The sequence below is a fragment of the Pleurocapsa sp. FMAR1 genome, assembly GCF_963665995.1.
Taxonomy (GTDB): domain Bacteria; phylum Cyanobacteriota; class Cyanobacteriia; order Cyanobacteriales; family Xenococcaceae; genus Waterburya.
This window is the reverse complement of the sequence record NZ_OY762512.1, coordinates 4810177-4831958: the sequence shown is the minus strand read 5'-3', so window position 1 is coordinate 4831958 and position 21782 is coordinate 4810177. Positions and strand designations below refer to the sequence as shown.

Here is a 21782-nt window from a genome sequence, read left to right as displayed (position 1 = left end):
GGCAACCATCAAATGATTGCCCCAATTTTTTCCTATTTAAACATTTTGAAATCAACTTCGCCTTATATTTATATATATGTCAAGCAAAGTTTTTTCATGCAGGTTATTCAATAGTTGCAAGCTGTTCTTTTTGCCAACGTAATTCCCCATTTAGCAGTTCGTTGCTAATTAAATACTTAATATGAGCAATTCTTTGGTATTTAGAACCTTCAAATTCCTCTAAAGTCAAGCCAACTTTTTGATATATTTCGTATAGCTCTACTGCTCCTTTTTGGGCATCCCATTGAGGCTTAAAGCTCGGCAGTACTCTGGTTATTTTGCTACAGTCAACTCGGTAACAGCGTTTATCAGGACCAGCATCAGGAGCGTATTCTATACGGGAATTGGGAACTGTATCTATCACAATTTCCGCCAGATCCTTAATCTGATAGTTGTCCTCATTGCGACCTACATTAAATGCCTCATTATGAATTAGTTCTCTAGGTGCTTCTAATACAGCCAGAAAAGCTCTGGAAATATCTTCAATATGAATGATAGGTCGCCAAGGAGTGCCATCACTCTTAATATAGACTAACCCCTTAGTAAATGCCCAAGCAACTAAATTATTGAGTACTAAATCAAATCTCAATCTAGGTGATACCCCGTAGGCAGTAGCATTACGTAAAAAAGTAGGACTAAAATTATCGTCAGCCAATTGGCTAACATCTTGCTCTACTTTTACTTTAGAAACTCCATAAGGAGTAACAGGGTTAAAAGCAGACTCTTCGTTGAGCAAATCTTCTCCCCCTGCACCATAATTACTACAGGATGAGGAAAAGATAAAACGACTAACCCCAGCCTGTTTAGATAATTTGGCAAGTTTTACAGAAGCTAAATAATTAATCTCTTCTGTTAGTTTGGGATTAAGATTTCCTAAAGGATCATTGGAAAGACCAGCTAAGTGTAAAACTGCTTCAAATCCTTCCAAGTCCTGAAGTTCTACGTCCCGAAGATCTTTTTTGATTTCAGGGATTTCAACAATCCCTGCTCCAAATGTACTTCTGGCATATAAATCAGTATCTAAACCGACGACATCATACCCTTTGTCTAGCAACATTGGAATCATTAACGTTCCGATGTAACCCTTGTGACCAGTCACCAGTATTTTCATATGTTTGATCCTCCCATGTTTTCCAAGGTGCGTTTCCACTAGCCCAGAGAGTTTCTAAACGATTTTTGTCTCTTAAAGTGTCCATACACTGCCAGAAACCATCGTGCTTGTAAGCCATCAACTGACCATCCCTAGCAAGCCTTTCTAATGGCTCTTTTTCCCATTGGGTTTCGTCACCATCTATATAGTCAAAGATCTCAGGTTCTAAAACAAAGAAAGCACCATTAATCCAACCTTCTTTGGTTTGGGGTTTTTCTGAAAATTCAGAAATTTGATTCCCTTTCAAATCTAAGTGACCAAAACGGGCAGGGGGTCGAACAGCAGTGAGAGTAGCTAGCTTGCCGTGAGAACGGTGAAAAGCTAGAAGCTCGTGCAGGTCGATGTTAGAAACTCCATCACCCCAAGTTAACATGAATGTTTCTCGACCGACATAGGGAGCAAGACGTTTGATACGTCCTCCTGTATTGGTTGTAAGTCCAGTATCAATAAGATCTACGTTCCAATCAAGTTTAGAACCACCGTGAGGCTTTACTTCTCCGTTACGGAAACCGACAGTAAGGTTACTATTTAAAGCACAGTAATCAACCATATATTTTTTGATAACTGCACCTTTGTACCCTAGAGCAACAGCAAAGTCTTTAAAACCATATTGATGATAGTGCATCATGATATGCCACAAAATAGGCTGTCCACCAATTTCGACCATTGGCTTGGGTTTATTTTCGGTTTCTTCTGAAATTCGAGTTCCTAATCCACCAGCAAGAAAGGCTACCTTCATAATTTTTCTCCGCTTTGAGCGTATAGAGGCTTATATAAAATTGAGTAATCTGTAATTTTATTAATAAGCTAAATGAGTTTTTACTATTGATTGTGTAAAAGTTAGCTTTTAATTACCTTCATTGTAAATATACCGTAGAGACTTTGGTTTGAAGATTTAGTGAAGTTGTTTTGAGTAAACCGCTTTAGATGAATTTTATTGGTCAAGAAAAATACATTATTGCTCTCAAAGCCTTGGTAATTATAAATTTGGCATCTTGATGAAAACTTTAAAAAGCTGACAGAGGATTGAGCCAAATGATTAATTCTTGCTGCAAACTTTGTAAATTTCGCGACATTTCCTGACTAAACCACTGTCCGATCGCATCTACTGGAGTAAAAAAACTGCTTGATTGCCACTTAACTTTTTGATTGAGGGGGGTTAAATGATTTCCAGTCATGGTTTTCATGGTGATCATATCAGGAAAGCGATCGCTTAAAACAGAATTTAAATTAATTGTCTGATCGAGGTTATCTTGGTTGAATTTCAGCAGCAAATTACGGCGAATACAATAATTTTCAGCAATTAATTTAGTTGTTTCCAAGGGAGAAGGGGTAAACTCCACCTCCAGCATGGGAGCAAGATTAAGCTGTTCCATAAAGGGAATTGCCTTGTTGACAGGATAATTATTAAACGAAATAAGAATATTACCTGCTCTTTCAATATCATATATGCTGCCGATCATCAGATGGAGTTTGCAGCCCATACTGTGTCCTACACCGTATATCGGTAAATAGCTTTTACCCAATTTGTTATTTTTTTGCAGTCTTTCTAAAACTGTTTCAAAACGATTCAAAACATCACGAGCGATCGCAAAATGATCTAGAGTATTTAAAAAAGGAGTGGCAATAATTCCATATCCTGCTTTGCCTAACTGCTCTAGTATTGAACGGTACGAAACTTGAGGCGCAGTAGCCACAAATGCTCCACCTAAAAAATGAATGATTCCTACTATTTCTTGACGAGGAAGATAAACCCAGTTACCAGAAATTTCTTGCCACTCCATATCTTTTATAGTTCTTGTTATTTATTAGTGCGCAGTATATTAATTTTAGATTAGCAATAATCTAATCTGTACTCCAATGTTTGAAAAAGATCTTATTCGACTATCACAAAGTCATCTTAATCTTCTTAGTATCTGTCCTCCGAAGTTTCAGCAAGTTTATCTAGATGGCTTGACTTCTCTACCTGAACCTGAGCAACAGGAAAGTATGCAGTGGGGAAGTCGATTTCACTTATTGATGCAGCAAAGAGAGCTAACTTTACCTATTGATTCATTGCTAACAACTGATCCAGAGCTAGATCTCGCTTTTAAAGCTCTAGTTCAAGCTAATCGCGATCTTCAAGAACAAAATTCTGATATTTGGCGAGAAGCTGAACATTGTCGCACCATCACTTCGGGTAGCTTTTTACTCACGGTCATTTATGATTTGCTGATTGCTAAAATAGATAGAGCAATAATTCTCGACTGGAAAACATATCGTCAACCACGTGACTCTAAAAACTTAGTTAACAATTGGCAAACGCGACTCTATCTTTATGTTTTAGCCGAAACTTCTGAATATGCTCCCGAACAAATTCAAATGGTTTATTGGTTTGTCAAATCTGGTAAACCTCAAAGCGTTACTTTAGACTATAGTGAACAGCAACATCAGCAAACAGAACAAGATTTGGCAGATTTGCTTAATGAGTTGAAAACATGGTTGTCTGATTATCGACAATTAGGCTCTAAGTTGCCTCATAGAGCTAATTGCGAGCAAAAATGTCCTTATCATCAATTTTTATTGGCAAACGAGACTAACGAATATAGCCATCAAGAGTTAAGTAAATCGATTAAGGAGATTGAAGAAATTTCTATTTAATTAGTATCTCAGAGAATGGCGATCGCAATATTGTTTTATTTAGCTTCAGTTTAAATACTCAAAAGAACAGATATTAATCAAACAAGCCCCAACAGCTATGAGAGGAAAGTTTTCAGATGAATCGATAAAGTGATAATCTTAAAGTTGGCAAAATTTTACACTTTTTTTAAGATTTTACCTGCCATATAAAACAGCTAACCACCAAATAGATATTAGAAAATGGTAGCCACCACAGATAAAACAAACACTGGTAAAATTACTCAAATTATCGGTCCTGTACTCGATGCTGAGTTTCCCAGCGGTAATATGCCCCGTATTTATAATGCCTTAAAAGTAGAAGGTAAAAATCCTGCTGGACAAGATGTCTCAGTTACCTGCGAAGTGCAACAACTGCTTGGTGACAACCAGGTTCGTGCTGTTGCCATGAGTGGTACTGATGGATTAGTCAGAGGTATGGATATTGTCGATAGTGGCGCGCCTATAAGCGTACCTGTTGGCAAAGCAACTTTAGGTAGAATTTTTAATGTTCTTGGCGAGCCTGTAGACGAAAAAGGTCCAGTTAACACAGAAGATACTTCTCCCATTCATAGATCTGCCCCTAAGTTAACTGAGTTACAAACTGCACCCACAGTATTTGAAACTGGGATTAAAGTTGTAGACTTGCTAACTCCCTATCGCCAGGGCGGAAAAATTGGTCTATTCGGCGGTGCGGGCGTGGGTAAAACCGTTATTATGATGGAATTGATCAATAATATTGCCATTCAGCACGGTGGTGTATCCGTGTTTGGCGGTGTGGGCGAACGTACTCGTGAAGGAAATGACCTTTATAACGAGATGATCGAATCTAACGTAATTAATGCTGACAACCCTGAAGAGTCGAAAATTGCTCTGGTGTATGGTCAAATGAACGAGCCGCCTGGAGCCAGAATGCGCGTTGGTCTATCAGCACTAACCATGGCTGAATACTTCCGTGACGTTAGTAAGCAAGATGTATTATTGTTTATTGATAATATATTCCGCTTTATTCAAGCTGGTTCTGAAGTATCTGCACTATTAGGTCGTATGCCTTCAGCGGTAGGATATCAACCTACTCTAGGTACTGACGTAGGAGACTTACAAGAACGCATTACTTCTACTAAGGAAGGTTCGATTACTTCTATTCAGGCAGTGTATGTACCTGCGGATGACTTTACAGACCCTGCTCCTGCCACAACTTTTGCTCACCTAGACGGAACTACCGTACTATCTCGTGGTTTAGCATCCAAAGGTATTTATCCAGCGGTAGATCCGCTTGCTTCTACTAGTACGATGCTGCAAGCAAATATTGTTGGAGAAGAACACTACAACACTGCTCGCTCTGTGCAGTCTACTTTGCAACGTTACAAAGAGCTACAGGATATTATTGCCATTCTTGGCTTAGACGAACTATCAGAAGACGACAGAATCATAGTAGACCGCGCTCGTAAAATCGAACGTTTCTTATCTCAGCCTTTCTTCGTAGCTGAGGTATTTACAGGTTCGCCTGGTAAATATGTAAGCCTTGAGCAAACCATTCAAGGTTTCCAAGCTATTTTAAAAGGTGAATTAGATGATCTGCCAGAACAAGCGTTCTATCTAGTAGGGAACATTGACGAAGCAAAAGCAAAAGCTGAAAAACTAAAGGCTGCTGCATAAATTTAGCTATCAATAACCAGTAATCAGTGATTAGTGAACGCGAATTAACTTGCCAAGGTCTAGTTGAGCGTTAAACACTTTGCTTTTATTGATTGCTGGTTAGTACTAGTTAGATACTGATAATTGATAATCGATAATTGATAAAATGGCGTTAACTGTAAAAGTAATTACTCCAGATAAAACAGTCTGGGACGATAGTGTAGACGAAATTATTCTACCTAGTACCACAGGACAATTAGGAATTCTTTCAGGTCACGCGCCTCTACTTACTGCATTAGAAGTTGGTGTAATGCGTGTTCGCCCTGGAAAAGAATGGAAATCCATTGCCCTGATGGGTGGATTTGCCGAAGTGGAAAACGATGAAATCAAAATCTTAGTTAACGGTGCAGAATTAGGAGATAACATTGATCGAGACACTGCTCGTTCTGAATATGAGCAGGCACAGTCTCGTTTTCAGAAGGTAGAAAATAGCGAAGACCGTCAGGAGAGAATTCAGGCTGAAAGCTCAATGCGAAAAGCTAGAGCGCGTCTTCAAGCTGCTGGGGGCAAGGTCTAGGAAGAGATGAATGATAAAAGGTAAGGGATGAGTAGCTACGCCAATAATTATGTAGCTAACTCTGTTTGTACAATTCATAATTTTGGAAAATTTGCAGGTAAAAAAAGGGCAGAAATCGGTTTTCTGCCCTGATTTATTTAATTGAAAAGAAAAGAAGCGACAATGTTAAATTTTGAAGTCGAAACGTAATCTCATTATTTTGCTTTTTTGATGCGAATCGCCGTAACATCAAAACAACTCAGGCTTAAAGCTTAGAACTATTTAATTAATTAGTTCCAGTAAATTCAATGTGAGGGAACTTAGTCTGCGCTTGGGTCATAGGAGTAGTCTTGCCCCTTTCTGTCCAAAAGTTGATTACTTCGGTAGCTTGGTTGAGAATTTCAATGCTTTCTGCTTCCTCAATCCAGTGTTTTGATTCTATTTCGTCTTTTAACTGTTGCCATGCATCGTTACGAGGCCAGAAATAATAAGCTGTTAAAGGGCTTGTACCTTTGCCTACTATCTGGTCTACTGCGATCGCCACGTTCTTATCTAACCACAAAACTTTTAATTTAAACCTTGTCTCTGACTCCAATTAAACCTCCGAATAATTATATTAAAAAATATTTTACATATTTAGCCAATGATAATTATACAAGATTGCGAACATGAATAAAAATCAATTCAAGGCAATTGTTATTTTCGATATTGATGGGGTAATTAGGGATGTCGGTAATTCTTATCGAAAAGCGATCGCCGATACCGTAGAAGAGTTTACTGATGGTGGTTGGCGACCAACCATGGAAGACTTGGACAATTTAAAATCAGAGGGAATTTGGAATAATGATTGGGAAGCATCTCAAGAATTAACCTATCGTTATTTTGAAGCGATGGATAAAACCCGCCAAGAAGTTCAGTTAGACTATGATCATCTTGTTGAGTTTTTCCAATCTCGTTATCGAGGTAACAATCCAGAAGTTTTCGATGGCTACATTGCTCACGAACCTTTACTCGTATCCCAAAGATATTTGCAACAGTTGAGCGACAAGCAAATTGGCTGGGGATTTTTTAGCGGTGCAACTAGAGGTTCGGCAGAATATATTTTAAAACAGCGATTGAAGCTAGATTATCCAATTTTGGTAGCAATGGAAGACGCGCCAAGCAAACCCGATCCTACAGGGATGTTTGATGCTATATCTCAAGTGGAAACAAATCCAAGCACTGTTCCTGCATTTTATTTAGGTGACACGGTAGCTGATATGTACACCGTAGCAAAAGCCAGAGAGATTGCCCCAGAACGTAAATGGATTGGAGTAGGGATACTCCCGCCTCATGTGCAAACTGCCGACAGACAAGCTGATTATGCCCAAAAATTAATGGCAGCAGGTGCGGAAATTGTCTTAAGTAACGTTGAAAAATTAACGCTACAAATGATTGAAGATTTGAGTAATTAAAATCTCAACTGTGTGAAGCAATAATTGCCTAGAACTAGTTAATAATTTCTTTAAGTATCTAGAAGATGTCTAAAGTATGACTATGGTATATTGATTAAGATTCGTAAAATATATAAATCGTAAACCAATCCTGCTTGGTATTTAGGGAGATGAAAAATATGACTACAGAAGGATGTTTAAGAGTAGGGCAAGAAGCACCTGAATTCATGGCTACGGCTGTATTCGATCAAGAATTTAAGACTGTAAAGCTTTCTGATTATCGTGGTCAGTATACTGTCTTGTTTTTCTATCCTTTAGATTTTACTTTTGTTTGTCCTACTGAAATTATCGCTTTTAGCGATCGCCATGCAGAGTTTGAATCTTTAAATACAGAAATTTTAGGCGTATCCGTAGATAGTGAATTTTCTCACCTAGCCTGGATTCAAACTGAGCGCAAACAAGGCGGTATTGGTGATATTGCTTATCCTTTGGTTTCTGATATTAAAAAAGAAATTAGCAATGCTTACAATGTTTTAGACCCTGAAGCTGGAGTAGCCCTAAGAGGTCTATTCATTATTGATAAAGAAGGCATAATTCAACACGCAACGATTAACAACCTTTCCTTTGGACGCAGCGTCGATGAAACATTACGTACCCTAAAAGCAATTCAGCACGTACAGAATAATCCTGATGAAGTTTGCCCTGCGGGATGGCAAGAAGGAGATCAAACCATGAATCCTGATCCAGTAAAATCCAAAGTTTATTTCTCTTCAGTTGGCTAGAATAACAGTCAGGACAAAATGGGAAATATGTTGAGTAGCCGAGTAAGTCAAAAGGTTCACGCTCGGTTTCGGACGGTCGAGGTGCAGTGGTAACACTCACCTCGACCCTAATAGCAGTCAAATCAAAGAAAATTATAGTCTAGAGAAAAATAAATCCCATCTTCCTGTAGAGAATCTCCTTCAGTCTTCACATCAACTAAAGGAATACCCCAGTCTAAACGGGCATTAAAGTTAGTGCCAGTAGAAAAGTTTAAGCCAACTCCTATAGAAGGTAAAGCAGAATTGCTAACCTCAAGATCATCACTGTTCCAAACCGTGCCAAAGTCAAAGAAAGGGGCAATTTGAACTAAACCATCAATCTTTTTAAATCGTAATACGGGTATTCTTAACTCGGCGGAAGTAAATATACCATTGTCCCCTAAAATCAAGTCTTGGCGATAGCCTCTGGCACTATTGACACCACCTACTCGAAATTGCTCAAGAGGTACTAAAGCACCTCCTGATAACTGAATATCCCCTCGCAACAGAAATAGAAAATCTTCACCAAGTTTTCTTACCCATTGGCTTTGCCCACGCCAAGCAAAAAAGGTACTGTCGGGTTCACCATCATTATTAATTGTGGCATTAAGAGCACCTACGCCAAAGCTAAATTGCGATCGCAACGCTAAAACTTTTTTGTCATTGCGATTGACATACTCTTGAAATAATCTAATCGCACTGATTTTTGTTTCTCCATCCTTATTGGCACCACGAGATAGCTGAAAATCATTTTCCCGTAAAGAAGTCTCACTTTCAGTACGGGCAAGACTCACGCCAATGGCAAATTCTTGGTTAGGTTTAAGTATTAAAGGCTGGCGCAAATTTAACTCGTAGTAACGAGATTTTGACTGAATATCCAAGACATTGAAAGGTTCTTCAATAACATCATTAGAGTTAGTACTAAATCCTGCCTTAATCGTCCCGTTTTTGGAGTTTATGGGTAGGGCATAAGCCACATCAAAACTATCGCTACCGCTAGTATTGGTGTAGTTAAAGTTAAAGCGATCGCCAAATCCTAACAAATTACCGTAGTTCAAACCTACCGAACGTTGGTTTGAGCCGACGCTTGGAGATCTATTATTATTAAAACTAGTGGAAATATTAAATACGTCTGCTTCTGTTACCTGAATATCTAGCAAACTTGTTCCTGGACGAATTCCTGCCGATAGTTCGGCTGAAACATTTTTGATTAAAGGATCGAGACGGAGTAGCTGTAAAGCAGACAAAAGAGACTCCACATTAACTGGCGTACCAGCAGCGGTTTCAATTCGAGAAGAAATATATTTGTCCGACAGATGTTTTGTACCAGAGACGTTGATTCCTTCTAATTTTCCTTCTAAAACTGCAATTTTTACCGTGCCATTATTTAGTTCTTGAGGCGGAATATAAGCACCTGAGTTGACGTACCCTTGGTCAGTATAAAGCTTGGTAATTGTACTGCGGGCTTGAAATAGCTCTGGCAAGGTTAAAGGGCGATCGCGATAAGATTTAATTGCTTTATTTAGCTCTTGTTGACTAAATATACTACTGCCAACTACCTGAAATTTCTTGACGACAATTTGTTTTGGAACATTAGATTGTTTGGCGATAAAGGATTTCTGATTATTAACTTCAGATGGTGTCTGAACTTGAGATAGCAAAGAGGATAAATCACCAGCAGTTTTTTGGGGATCGCTTTCTAAAGTCTTGGTTGTTTGTAGCCCTGGTAAAGAGACTGTTAGAAGTTCTGAATTATCTTTTGTGACTTTTGGAGTCGAGCCAATTTCAACCGCATTTGCCGAGCGTAATCCTGTCAAGGTTGCTATTGAAATTAGTAGCAAAACTAATAAATAAGACGTATATCGATTTATATTCCTGAGATTAAATAGATTTAATGCTAAACACCAAAAAGTACCTGGAGTAAACATATTTATAAGTATGTTTTAATAGAGCCGTTGCCCTAACATTCCCAAAAATACGTAGCAAATAACGTAAAAAACAAAAAAGTTGTTGAATACACGGAGAAGTGAGCAAAAGTTATGGTTGCAAATACTTACTGTTTAATCTGATAGCGCATTCCTGGTAGCTGAGAAACGAGATCCATTATTTCTAACTGAGACAAAATTGCCAAAATTTTACTGGTGTCTAGTTCTGTTTGTTCAACGATCGCATCTAACGATATTGATTCATGAGTGAGCAAACTATAGATTTGTTTTAGCTCTGGTTCTAAATTAGGTATTGATTTGGGCATGGACGAGATACGATCTAAACAGGGCATTGTCCCCAGCATTTCTAGCAGATGTTCGATGCTCAAAATGACGTGCGCCCCAGAATTAAGTAAACCTAAGCAGCCTAAAGATTGGCTATTATCTAAAGAGCCTGGTAATACATATACATCACGACCAAAATCATTAGCAAAGCGAGCCGTAATCAATGCTCCAGAACGTTGAGGAGCTTCAATGATGATTACAGCCCGACATAAACCTGCAATGATGCGATTGCGTGCAGGAAAATGGTTGCGATCTGGCTTAGTTTGGGCTGGATATTCACTAACAATCAAGCCTTGAGTTTTTAAACGTTGATATAAAGAGCGATTACTGTAAGGATAAATTGTATCCACTCCTGTACCTAAGACAGCGATAGTTCTGCCGTTGACTTCCAAGCAACTATGATGAGCCACTGCGTCAATCCCTGCTGCCATACCTGAAACAATACCAAAACCATGATTTACTAAAGCTTGGGTAATTTTATTAGTCCAGCGTTTACCGTATTCAGTCGGATTACGAGTGCCGACAATAGCGATCGTTGGCTTAATGCCTTGGTTTTCGGTAGAATCAACTACGCCTAAATAATATAGTAATGGTGGTGGACTAGGAGTTTCTAAAAGCAGTCTGGGATATGCTGCTTCTGCTGGTATCCAAAACTGAGGATTTTGCTTCTTATGTTCAGATATAAGTTCTGCTGAATCAAATTTTGCTCGTCCCTGATTTAAAGCATTAAAAAACTGACTACTCAAGCCGTCAATCTCGCCAAAAGCGATCGCTGGGGCGTGCCAAGCCTCTTTGAGAGAACCAAAATGCTGATAGACCTTTTTTAAAGAAACCGCCCCAATACCCTTAATTTGCGACCATGCTAACCAGTAAGCTTGTTCTTGTTCCATAAAGTTTTGAAGTTTACTGATGCGATCGCTTTTGCAATTATTGACCAACGGTCACAGATTATTATTAATCGCCTTTTTTTGATTGTCAATTTATCAGTCAGGTTTTAAATAGCATCCTGACGGATAAAACTAGGCATTGTTGAATAGTCACAGATTACTTCTGTGACCGTTGATAAAAGTAAAGTAGGGTGCGTTAATGATAATGTAACGCACCCTACAAGGCTGTTTAATTTAGTATCTGACGTTATGCACTCATCGATCTGTAAGGGCTTTGAGACTTTGGAAACTTGGGACTTGGGGACTGTCTAACTAGAATACGCTCCTCGTCACCCCGTCACCCCGTCACCGCAGTTAGATTAAATGGCGTAACATCAGTTAGTATTATTTCCTTGTCCCTTATCCCTTCAAAAATCGCTTTTTTCTATATAACCACGAACGTCATTAAGGTCTATATAGCGGTCTGTAGCATTGCGTAGTTCTCTGGCGATCATGCCTTCTGTTGAGACTACGGTAATGTGAGTACTTTTTGAGCGCAAAAGTTCGATCGCCCGTTCAAAATCTCCATCACCACTAAATAAGATTACGCGATCGTATTGTTCTACGGTGTTAAACATATCGACCACAATTTCGATATCCAGATTGGCTTTTTGAGAATAACGACCAGAGGCATCATCATAATATTCCTTGAGAATTTTAGTTCTAACCGTATAGCCCAAACTAATTAAAGCATCTCTAAAGCCACGTTGATCTTGGGCATCTTTTAGCCCTGTGTACCAAAAGGCGTTAATTAAAACCACAGTAGGATCTTTAATGAAGTATTCTAATACTCTTCTAGGATCAAAAAACCAGCCATTTTTCTGTTGAGCATAGAACATATTGTTGCCGTCTACAAATATGGATAGACGGTCTCTCAAGTACTTGTTATGAGATTCCATATAATTTTTACCTATAAAAACTTAAATATATTTAATGGCTCAAATTGGCAGCGCAACCAACAGCCATAACATTAAATTACGCCATAACAATTAAATGAATAAACCAGTAGCAATAACTACGACCAAATATTATTAAATAGAAATCTGGCAATAAGCGTTGATTTCTACAGGGTATTACCCGAATAAAATTTAATTTAGGTATATTTCACACACATACCAGTTTAAAACAAAAAAAACCTGGATAACAACTTAATTTGCTGGCGCAAGATTTTTTTACATACGCCGATTGTAATCTAGCTAACAAAAAGTGAATTTCTGAGCAGGCGATTGAGATAAATTTATTAAATCTGATAAGAAAAAGTAGTGTTAACGTTCTACTTAATAACGATCGCCTAATTATCAACAAATTAAAAAAAGATGTATTTTTCAGGGTGATAGTGATAGTTATATAGTGCAGGCGATCGCTTCTGTATCTTCTTCAAAACAAACATAATTTAGACAGTGAGGATTCTCTCTTAATAATTTTGCTAGTAGCCATCCTGCAACCGTCCAAGTTTGAAATTTGCGGGAAGATTTACCAATTAAACGACCATTTTTACCATCATAATATTCAGGCCATTGATCATTCATCAGGCGAATTTCCGCGATCGCCATTGCTCGGTCTGCCAGATCTTCCCGACCCATTTTTTGACAGGCAGCCATCATCATCCACAACAATACAGGCCAGCTACCGCCATTGTGATAAGACCATGGAGTATTTTTGGGATCGCAGCCAGTAATGATTTTCCAACTTAGCCCTTCTATGGCAGGATAACAAAGTTTTATGGGCATTTTACTCACTAAATCAGACCAGCGATGTTCAATTAAGGTCAAAATTTCTTGGGATTGATGTTCGGTAGTCAGCGATCCCATAATTGCTGCCAAGTTTCCCAGAGCAAAAAAGCGAAAATCCATTTTTCCTGGTCCCAAATTACCTGCTAAGTAGCCTCCTTGGTCGGGCATCCATTCTGTTAACCAATAAGGAATTGATTCAGGGTAGATATTAAATTTATTAACTACCGACTCACCAAACTGCTCTGCACGATAACGGTGAATTTGATTTAGTTTTTTAAGATCGAGCCAATAATAATCTCGCAGATGAAAATTCAAGCTGCCGAGACGATTATTAATACTGTCAACTAAAGCCCGACCTGCTGCGTTTTTAACCAGCATTTCACGGGCAGCCCGCAGAGCCATATAAAATAGAGACTGTATCTCTAGAGGATGACCACTTAGTCCCAGCGGGCGATCAATCATGCACGCACCATCAGGAACAAGAAGAGTAGGAGTCATTTCAAATTGAGGACCCAGGCAAATTTCTAAAATAAAGGTCAAAGCCTCCTGAAAACTGCTGCTGTGTGCTAAAGTTTTGTCTCCTGTTGCTTTGACATAAGCCCGCAATAATATAATCCACCACAAACAAGAATCAATTGGAGTGACTCGACCAATTGCCTTATCACCAAAGTCGGCATGAAGGTATTGACTATTTCCCTGAGATTCGACCTTAAAGCTAGCTGGCATTAAGCCTGTGGCTGGCTGATAACAGTCAACCCGCCTCTTTTGCTTTTGCAAACCGACAGTTTCAATCAGAAAATTATAAACAATCTCTGTTTTGCCTTGAATCAGAAATACCAAGGCTGCGGGGATAAAATCGCGAATAAAACACTGATCGTAATTAAGTGCTTCCCTTTCTGAGTCTGTAGCTGCTACTGCTCCCACAGGCTGTTGATTGTAATAAATAATCGATTCTTCTAGAAGCCGATTTGCCTGTTGTTCGATACTTTCTTTTGCTATCAATACCATAAAAAACTAACTTTTAAAACAAAAATAAAAACTAAGGTGAATATTTAATCCAAATATATGAATGAGACTAATTTACTATGTAATCGTATCTTGATATTTGTTTATTTTGAGTTCAAACTTTACTAAACTCTTAAGTATGTCTAGTTTTGCCAGTCAAGCTGTTACAAAAAACAATCTTTAAAACTAGAATAAAGATTATAATAAGCAGTTTAAAATTTATCGCCCAGTATTTAGGAGTTTGTTACACAGTGGTAGCTCAAGCAGATAAAATTACCTTAGATACCCGCTACGAATCTAAAACCCAGTCTATTGCCCAAGAGTTGATCAAAAGTACTAGACAAAAGAACAACATCTTTAATCGGATGCGGGATCAGATGCGCTGGGATGATAAAGTTTTGGACTGGACTATGGCTAACCCAGGGCTGCGGGTACAGATGTTTCGCTTTATTGATACTATTCCTGCCCTTCAGAGTAAAACTGAAATTGCCAACCACTTTCAGCAATATATGAGTACGGAGGAAGTCGAGTTACCAAATGCTCTCAAAGGCATTTTGAACTTTAGTGATGCTGATTCTTTTCCTGCACAAACCGCAGCAGCTACCATTACTAAGGCAGTAGAAACTCTGGCATATAAATATATTGCAGGAGAAAATATAGCCGAGGTGATCAAAACTATCGATCGCCTGCGTAAAGAAGGTATGAACTTCACTATCGATCTTTTAGGTGAAGCAGTAATTACCGAAGTTGAGGCAGAAGATTATCTACAACGCTACATTAATTTAATTGAGCAGCTTTCTCAAAAAGCTCAAACTTGGCAAAGGAAAGAGGGTATCGATCTAGCTGATGGGATCGAATTACCTCAGGTACAGGTATCAGTAAAACTTACTGCCTTTTATTCTCAGTTTGACCCTTTAAATCCTGTAGGCAGTAAAAAACAAGTATGCGATCGCCTGAGAATTTTACTACGTAAGGCAGCAGAAGTAGGGGCAGCAATCCATTTTGATATGGAACAATATCGCTATAAGGATTTAACGCTACAGATCCTTAAAGAGTTACTAATAGAAGAGGAATTTCGTAGTCGTACAGATTTGGGCATTACCCTTCAAGCTTACCTAAGAGATTCTTATCAAGACTTGCAGGGAATTATTGAGTGGGTAAAAGAACGTGGTCATCCTTTGACGGTGCGATTAGTTAAAGGGGCATACTGGGATCAAGAAACGATCAAATCTGAGCAAAATCATTGGCAGCAGCCCGTATACAACAAAAAAGCAGCAACAGATTTAAACTACGAGCGCATGACGCAACTGCTGCTGGAAAATCATGAATATCTATATGCTGCTATTGGTAGTCATAATGTGCGCTCCCAGGCTTTGGCTTGTGCGATCGCTGAAACTTTAGATATTCCCCCTCGTCGCTTTGAAATGCAGGTACTATACGGCATGGGAGATAAATTGGCGCAGGCTTTGGTCAAGCGGGGTCATCGGGTGCGAGTGTATTCTCCCTACGGTAAGTTACTACCAGGAATGGCTTATCTAATTCGTAGACTATTGGAAAATACGGCAAATAGCTCTTTTATCAAGCAAAATCAAGAAGAAAAACCCATTGCCGAATTAATTGCTCCTCCTGTTGCTAACGATGATCGTGCTAGGGGCGAACGGCTGTCCGCCCCTACAGGTAATAATTTTCAATATGCACCCGATACAGATTACGCTGACACTGACAAGCGGACTAAAGCAGAACAGGCATTAGCTAAAGTCAAGCAAGAATTGGGCAAAACTTATTTACCTCTGATTAACGGTGAATATATTGAAACATCCAACTATCTCGACTCCCTTAATCCTTCTAGAGCCAATGAGTTAGTCGGCAAAGTAGGACAAATATCTGTCGAACATGCAGAGCAAGCAATGAACGCTGCTAAAGAGGCTTTTAACTCTTGGAAAGCTACTTCGGCAACAGACAGAGCAAATATCCTCCGTAAAGCTGCCGATATTATGGAACAGCGACGACATGAATTAAATGCTTGGATCTGTTTAGAGGTAGGTAAAATTATTCCCCAGGCTGATGGGGAAGTTTCTGAGGCGATCGATTTTTGTCGCTACTACGCCTCGGAAATGGAAAGACTTGCTACTGGCAAAACCTATGATATTGCTGGAGAAAACAACCGCTATTTCTATCAGCCAAAGGGTATTGCGGTAGTAATATCTCCCTGGAATTTTCCGTTTGCGATCGCCACTGGCATGACTGTAGCTGCCCTAGTTACGGGTAACTGTACTCTCTTAAAACCCGCTGCTACATCTTCAATAATTGCTGCTAAGTTGACGGAAATTTTAGTTGAAGCGGGTATTCCCAAAGGGGTATTTCAATATGTTCCTGGTAAAGGTTCGGAAGTCGGCTCATATTTAGTCGAACACAAAGACACTCACGTAATTGCCTTTACTGGCTCAAGAGAAGTAGGCTGTCAAATATATGCGGACGCAGCCAAGCTACAGCCTGGGCAAAAACACCTCAAGCGCGTCATTGCCGAAATGGGAGGCAAAAACGCCATCATCGTCGATGAAAGTGCTGATTTAGATCAGGCAGTAGTTGGGGTAGTGCAGTCAGCTTTTGGCTATAGCGGACAAAAGTGTTCGGCTTGTTCGCGGGTAATCGTTGCAGCCCCTGTTTATGACGCTTTTCTAGATAGATTAGTTGAAGCCACTAAGTCTTTGAATATTGGTGCTACGGACGATCCTAATATCCAAATGGGTCCAGTAATCGATCTCCAAGCACGCGATCGCATTTTAGAATATATTGCTCAAGGCAAACAACAAAGCGAACTAGCTTTAGAAATGCCTATTCCCGATGGTGGTTATTACATTTCCCCTACTATCTTTAGCAATGTGGCAGCAGATCATACTATTGCCCAAGAGGAAATCTTTGGTCCTGTTTTAGCGATAATTAAGTCTAATAGCTTTGACGAGGCTTTAGCTATTGCTAATGGTACAGATTATGCTCTTACAGGCGGCTTATACTCCCGTACTCCTAGTCATATCCAACAGGCATCAAAAGAGTTTGAAGTAGGAAACCTTTATATCAATCGCAACATTACTGGCGCGATCGTTGCTCGTCAACCCTTTGGAGGCTTTAAGCTTTCTGGAGTTGGCTCAAAAGCAGGAGGACCAGATTATCTAGTCCAGTTTTTAGATCCGCGAGTGGTAACAGAAAATATTCAGCGTCAGGGCTTTGCTCCTATTGAAGGGGCTGAATAATTGAAAGGTTAATTACCCTATTCCTTTGCAGGTGGGGTAATTGACTGTGCTGGTAGTTTTGCTTTTTGTTCTAAGGTCAAAACTTCTGCTTGAAGACGATTAATTTTAGCAACAATCTCTTGCGATCGCTGATTATCTTTAATATAAACCAAAACACTAGACCAGGCTCTAATTTGCGCTTCTTTTAAATCTATTTCATCGGTTGATTTTAAAGATGTTTCTAAGTCTTTAATCGTTAAACTATCAGGAATACTTGGTTCTAAAGCTGCCCATTTGGCTGCTATTTTATAAGATTTAATCGCCGCTTCTTTATCTCCCAAAAATAATAGTTCATCCAAACCTTTAGAAGTCCAAAGTAATGCAGCCTGTTCGGAATCTGGCTCTACAGAAGCTAAAACTTGTTCCATCAAAGTAATAGTTTGTTCGGGATATCCCGCATACATGGAATTAGCAATTGATAGCCTAAGATATGCTTGAGTAAAGCGAGGATCGAGCTGACTAATGGTTTCAAAATAATTGGGAACTAATTTATAACCAATTGTTTCTCTGGCATGGCGATCGCCAAAATACTGCACAAAATTTAAATATGACCAATCAGCAGCCATGTTATCAAAGCCAAGAAGGGGCGTTTCTTTTTGAAATTCAATTAGTTTTGCTTGTTCTTGTTCTTGACTAAGGTAATTAACACGATTTAGTTTTTGGACTGATTGTTTATATTCTTGAGCTTGTAAGATTACAATTCCTGCTAAACAGATAAAGGGCAAAAATGCAGGCAGTAAATTAAGAGTTTTTTTGATAAAAGTAAACGACATATTCAATTGAGCAGGAAAAAATATATGATATTCAGTATATTCTCTTAAGAGATTACACTTATACTATACATTTACCTCATCAATAGCAACTCATCGCTTTGGCAAAAAAAATTAATAAAAGTAGTCTAAAAAACTACGTTTCTTTTGACATCAACGTTTTTAGATTTAGTAGATATAAAACTATATATTTCAAGTTCATCAAAACTTTATTGATTATCTAAAAAGTTATTTGAAAATTTACTAATGAGGTTAGACAAATTCAAGTTTCTCAATATAACTTTTCTTTAGCGATCGCCATTTATAGCCGTATAAATAGGTAGTAGATAGTAACAGTCAAGAGCGTAAATCCGTAATGCTATAACTAATAAGTTTTAAGAAATGTCTATTATGTTTATACGTAATGCTATAAAAACTAAAACAACATAAAAAAATTGCCTCTCAAAGATGAAAGACATTTCTTAAATCAAAGCTGAACTATTTTTTCTAGCCTTCATCTGTACTAATGATTTTGGGTACTCTAAAAAATTCTCCCTGTTGTTCAGGAGCAGCCTTTAATAACTCTTTTTTAGCGGGGAAAGGACTAAGCTCATCAGCGCGAGTAATATTACTAGTCTCAATAGCTCTGGTAGTTGGCGGAACACCAGTAGTATCTAGCTCACTCAACTGATCGAAGTATTCAAGAATACTATTAAGCTGGGTGGTAAATTCTTCTTCTTCTGCTTCAGTAATATTTAGTCTGGCTAAATTGGCAACTTTTCTTACTTCTTGGCGATCAATCATATTTGATTACTGTGTACTGTTCATTTGGTGGGCATTAATAAATATTTTTTGGTAATGAACAAAATTGTGTTTTATGCCCACCCTACAATTAATCGATGATTATTGTTAAAAGAATACATCCATTTCCGAACGTCCCGTAATTTTGAGCCAATTTTGAGCTTCCATGTAGTTGTTAGGTGCAATTCTAATCGCTTGCTTCCAATACTCAGCAGCCTTATCGTAATAAGATTCTGCTTTTTCTACGTCGCCTACTTCCTTGGCTTTTTCCCCTTCATAGTGATAGATAACAGCAATGTTATTCAATGCTTGGGGCATTCTAGGGTTAAGATCGATAGATTCATTATAAAGCTCCATCGCCTTATCGATATTTCCATTGCTGGCATAGATCAAGCCCATATTATAGAGGATATAGCTGCGATCGTTAGGATCTTCTTCGAGGGTTAATGCCTCTTCATAGTTTTCTAAAGCTTCTGCATATTCTCCATCACCTTGAGCAGACATACCATCACGATAATAGGCAAAAGCTTCTTTGGCTTTTTTGTTAGTAGGCAGAGCTTTGAGGATGATGTCTGCCATGACAGTAAAGGTCTTATCTACAAAGTTATCGTTTCTTTGGGTACGTGGCATAGGAAATTTTAAAATTAATTAATCATAGTTATTTTCGATATTAACTCTAAATGCCAATTAAAAACTATAAGTTAAATATAGTTTTAACAGCGTTGCTAAATTGAAATATAAAACTCATAACGGTAAGGTTGCTAGCTTTTAGCTTGTTCACAAGACACCTCAAATTAATTATTGTGATGCACATTCTAATTCAGCAACGCCGTTGTAGCCTATAGCCAGAGTTTTTAGTAACAAGCAGCCAATTCTCTGCTTTTCTTGAGCTAGATAGTAATCTTACAACTTAGATCTCCTGATTTTTGCGAAAAGCGTAAGTTTTCCTTGTAATCTACAGGACAATCAATAACTGCTGGTACATCATCAGCCAGAGCTTTTTTCAAGGTGGGAATCAAGTCTGCTGCTGATTCGACTCGATAACCTTTTAGTCCCATACTCTCAGCAAATTTAACAAAGTCTGGATTTCCAAAATCAACCGAAGTAGAGTGACCAAATTGACTAATTTGCTTCCACTCAATTAAGCCATAGCCGTTGTCATTGAAAATCAGAGTAACAAAAGGAGTGTTGACTCTTAAGGCGGTTTCTAACTCTTGACAGTTCATCATAAAACCGCCGTCCCCTGTCACTGCCACAACTTTGCGATCTGGGTGGACTAATTTAGCCGCCATTGCCCCAGGAATAGCAATGCCCATAGCGGCAAAGCCATTAGAAATAATACAGGTATTAGGGCAGTCAGAGTGATAGTGACGCGCCATCCACATTTTATGCGCTCCCACATCGGAAATGACTATATCTTCTGGATCCATTACCTGACGAAGGTCATAGATAATTTTTTGGGGTTTTATGGGAAAACCATCGTCATTGGCATACTGTTCGTAATCTTCTTTGATTTGATGTCGCAAGCTTACCGCCGAAGTAGCTTCTTTGCCGTTGCGATTACTTCCAGGATATGCCTCGCGATCGCAACGTTTAACGATATCATTAAGTGAATCAGAGATATCGCCAAATACTTCTACTAAAGGAATATAGCTGCTATCAATTTCGGATCTGCTTTCGTCGACGTGAATAATTGTGGTGTCGCCATCAGGATTCCATTTTTTCGGGGAATATTCCACTAGGTCATAACCCACAGCAATGACTAGATCCGCTTCATCAAAAGCACAGCTAATTAAATCTCGCTGTTGTAGTCCAACTGTCCATAAAGATAAAGGATGAGTATAAGGAATTGCTCCTTTGCCCATAAAGGTGTTAGCAACGGGAATACTTAGCCGAGTAGCAAATTCAGTTAATGCCTCACTTGCATGACCACGAATTACACCATTTCCCGCCAGGATCAAAGGATTTTTAGCTTTAGATATAGCAACGGCAGCAGCATTCAGGCTACGGGTTGAGGCATAGGTTTTTTCTCGGTTATCACGATGAAGAGGTTTGCCTTTAAGAGGCATGGCAGCAATATTTTCTGGTAAATCAATATGAACTGCACCAGGCTTTTCGGATTGAGCGACTTTAAAGGCTTTGCGAATAATTTCGGGGGTAGTATCAGGGCGGACAATTTGCGCATTCCATTTAGTTATTGGGGCGAACAATGCAACTAAATCGAGATACTGATGGGAATCAATGTGCATTCTATCTGTACCCACTTGTCCTGTAATTGCTACTAGGGGCGCACCATCAAGATTAGCATCGGCTACACCTGTCATGAGGTTTGTTGCTCCAGGTCCTAGAGTAGACAGGCAGACACCTGCTTTACCTGTCAAACGACCATAAACGTCTGCCATAAACGCAGCACCCTGTTCATGACGAGTAGTAATAAACTGGATTGGAGAATCTCTTAAAGCTTCTAGGATATGCAGATTTTCTTCTCCTGGTAAACCAAAGACGTATTCTACCTCTTCATTTTCTAAACATCTAACTAAAACTTCTGCTACATTTGATTCGCCCATCATGCCTCTTTCCAACTTATCGCTATATAGAATTTTCTGTTCTTACCAAACTATAGCTATTCTGACTCTAAATAAGGTACGGTCAATACCTCGATCTATGTCAGTAAGTTGAACTTTATGCCTTAAGGGGGAATTTGGGGATTTATTTTGATTAGGAATATGTTGATGCG

At 38.8% G+C, this 21782-nt stretch carries 18 protein-coding genes; 6 read left to right on the top strand and 12 right to left on the bottom strand.

Annotated features, from left to right (window positions below; all coding sequences use genetic code 11):
* Positions 1-103: 103 nt before the first annotated feature.
* The 3 genes from SLP02_RS23450 to SLP02_RS23440 all read right to left on the bottom strand — a co-directional run bounded on the left by SLP02_RS23450 (position 104) and on the right by SLP02_RS23440 (position 2973).
* Entirely contained in the window at positions 104-1096 is a 993-nt protein-coding gene (locus SLP02_RS23450; RefSeq protein ID WP_319423140.1) for an NAD-dependent epimerase/dehydratase family protein, read from the bottom strand.
* Positions 1074-1928, bottom strand: a complete 855-nt coding sequence (rfbF, locus tag SLP02_RS23445) for a glucose-1-phosphate cytidylyltransferase (RefSeq protein ID WP_319423139.1) — start codon at positions 1926-1928, stop codon at positions 1074-1076. Before rfbF ends, SLP02_RS23450 begins: the two co-directional genes overlap by 23 nt.
* A 268-nt stretch (positions 1929-2196) precedes the next feature.
* The gene (locus tag SLP02_RS23440) at positions 2197-2973 is read right to left on the bottom strand and encodes a DUF1350 family protein (RefSeq protein WP_319423138.1); all 777 of its coding nucleotides are present in this window, start codon (positions 2971-2973) and stop codon (positions 2197-2199) included.
* A gap of 76 nt (positions 2974-3049) precedes the next feature.
* On the opposite strand from SLP02_RS23440, the gene SLP02_RS23435 reads away from it, so the two are divergent.
* The 3 genes from SLP02_RS23435 (at position 3050) to atpC (ending at position 6059) form a co-directional block, all read left to right on the top strand.
* Entirely contained in the window at positions 3050-3829 is a 780-nt protein-coding gene (locus SLP02_RS23435; protein ID WP_319423137.1) for a PD-(D/E)XK nuclease family protein, read from the top strand.
* A 219-nt stretch (positions 3830-4048) separates the two neighbouring features.
* Positions 4049-5503 (top strand): F0F1 ATP synthase subunit beta, encoded by a 1455-nt coding sequence (atpD, locus tag SLP02_RS23430; protein WP_319423136.1) that lies wholly within the window; start codon positions 4049-4051, stop codon positions 5501-5503.
* 145 nt (positions 5504-5648) lie between these two features.
* The gene (atpC, locus tag SLP02_RS23425; protein WP_319423135.1) at positions 5649-6059 is read left to right on the top strand and encodes an ATP synthase F1 subunit epsilon; all 411 of its coding nucleotides are present in this window, start codon (positions 5649-5651) and stop codon (positions 6057-6059) included.
* Positions 6060-6324: 265 nt separating this feature from the next.
* Here atpC and SLP02_RS23420 read toward each other — a convergent pair whose 3' ends face one another.
* Positions 6325-6633: a 30S ribosomal protein PSRP-3 gene (locus SLP02_RS23420; protein ID WP_319423134.1), complete on the bottom strand. Its 309-nt coding sequence runs from the start codon at positions 6631-6633 to the stop codon at positions 6325-6327.
* A gap of 73 nt (positions 6634-6706) precedes the next feature.
* Between SLP02_RS23420 and SLP02_RS23415 the strand changes: the two genes are divergently transcribed.
* Positions 6707-7492: a TIGR01548 family HAD-type hydrolase gene (locus SLP02_RS23415; RefSeq protein WP_319423133.1), complete on the top strand. Its 786-nt coding sequence runs from the start codon at positions 6707-6709 to the stop codon at positions 7490-7492.
* A gap of 158 nt (positions 7493-7650) precedes the next feature.
* Positions 7651-8253 (top strand): peroxiredoxin, encoded by a 603-nt coding sequence (locus SLP02_RS23410; protein WP_319423132.1) that lies wholly within the window; start codon positions 7651-7653, stop codon positions 8251-8253.
* 122 nt (positions 8254-8375) lie between these two features.
* Here SLP02_RS23410 and SLP02_RS23405 read toward each other — a convergent pair whose 3' ends face one another.
* The 4 genes from SLP02_RS23405 to SLP02_RS23390 form a co-directional block, all read right to left on the bottom strand.
* Positions 8376-10088 (bottom strand): ShlB/FhaC/HecB family hemolysin secretion/activation protein, encoded by a 1713-nt coding sequence (locus SLP02_RS23405; protein WP_319423131.1) that lies wholly within the window; start codon positions 10086-10088, stop codon positions 8376-8378.
* A gap of 236 nt (positions 10089-10324) precedes the next feature.
* On the bottom strand, positions 10325-11431 hold the full coding sequence (gene dprA, locus SLP02_RS23400; protein WP_319423130.1) for a DNA-processing protein DprA: 1107 nt from the start codon (positions 11429-11431) through the stop codon (positions 10325-10327).
* Positions 11432-11835: 404 nt separating this feature from the next.
* Positions 11836-12366, bottom strand: coding sequence for a LabA-like NYN domain-containing protein (locus SLP02_RS23395; protein WP_319423129.1), 531 nt, complete (start codon positions 12364-12366; stop codon positions 11836-11838).
* Between the two features lie 444 nt (positions 12367-12810).
* Positions 12811-14208: a glycoside hydrolase 100 family protein gene (locus SLP02_RS23390; protein ID WP_319423128.1), complete on the bottom strand. Its 1398-nt coding sequence runs from the start codon at positions 14206-14208 to the stop codon at positions 12811-12813.
* A gap of 248 nt (positions 14209-14456) precedes the next feature.
* On the opposite strand from SLP02_RS23390, the gene pruA reads away from it, so the two are divergent.
* Complete coding sequence (gene pruA / locus SLP02_RS23385) at positions 14457-17456, top strand: L-glutamate gamma-semialdehyde dehydrogenase (RefSeq protein ID WP_319423127.1); 3000 nt, start codon at positions 14457-14459, stop codon at positions 17454-17456.
* Between the two features lie 17 nt (positions 17457-17473).
* Here pruA and SLP02_RS23380 read toward each other — a convergent pair whose 3' ends face one another.
* The 4 genes from SLP02_RS23380 to SLP02_RS23365 form a co-directional block, all read right to left on the bottom strand.
* A complete protein-coding gene (locus SLP02_RS23380; RefSeq protein WP_319423126.1) occupies positions 17474-18268 on the bottom strand; it encodes a hypothetical protein in 795 nt (264 codons plus the stop codon).
* Positions 18269-18751: 483 nt separating this feature from the next.
* Complete coding sequence (gene gatC / locus SLP02_RS23375) at positions 18752-19048, bottom strand: Asp-tRNA(Asn)/Glu-tRNA(Gln) amidotransferase subunit GatC (protein ID WP_319423125.1); 297 nt, start codon at positions 19046-19048, stop codon at positions 18752-18754.
* A gap of 105 nt (positions 19049-19153) precedes the next feature.
* Positions 19154-19675: a photosystem I assembly protein Ycf3 gene (locus SLP02_RS23370; protein ID WP_319423124.1), complete on the bottom strand. Its 522-nt coding sequence runs from the start codon at positions 19673-19675 to the stop codon at positions 19154-19156.
* Between the two features lie 260 nt (positions 19676-19935).
* Positions 19936-21612 (bottom strand): acetolactate synthase large subunit, encoded by a 1677-nt coding sequence (locus tag SLP02_RS23365; RefSeq protein ID WP_319423721.1) that lies wholly within the window; start codon positions 21610-21612, stop codon positions 19936-19938.
* Positions 21613-21782 lie beyond the last annotated feature (170 nt).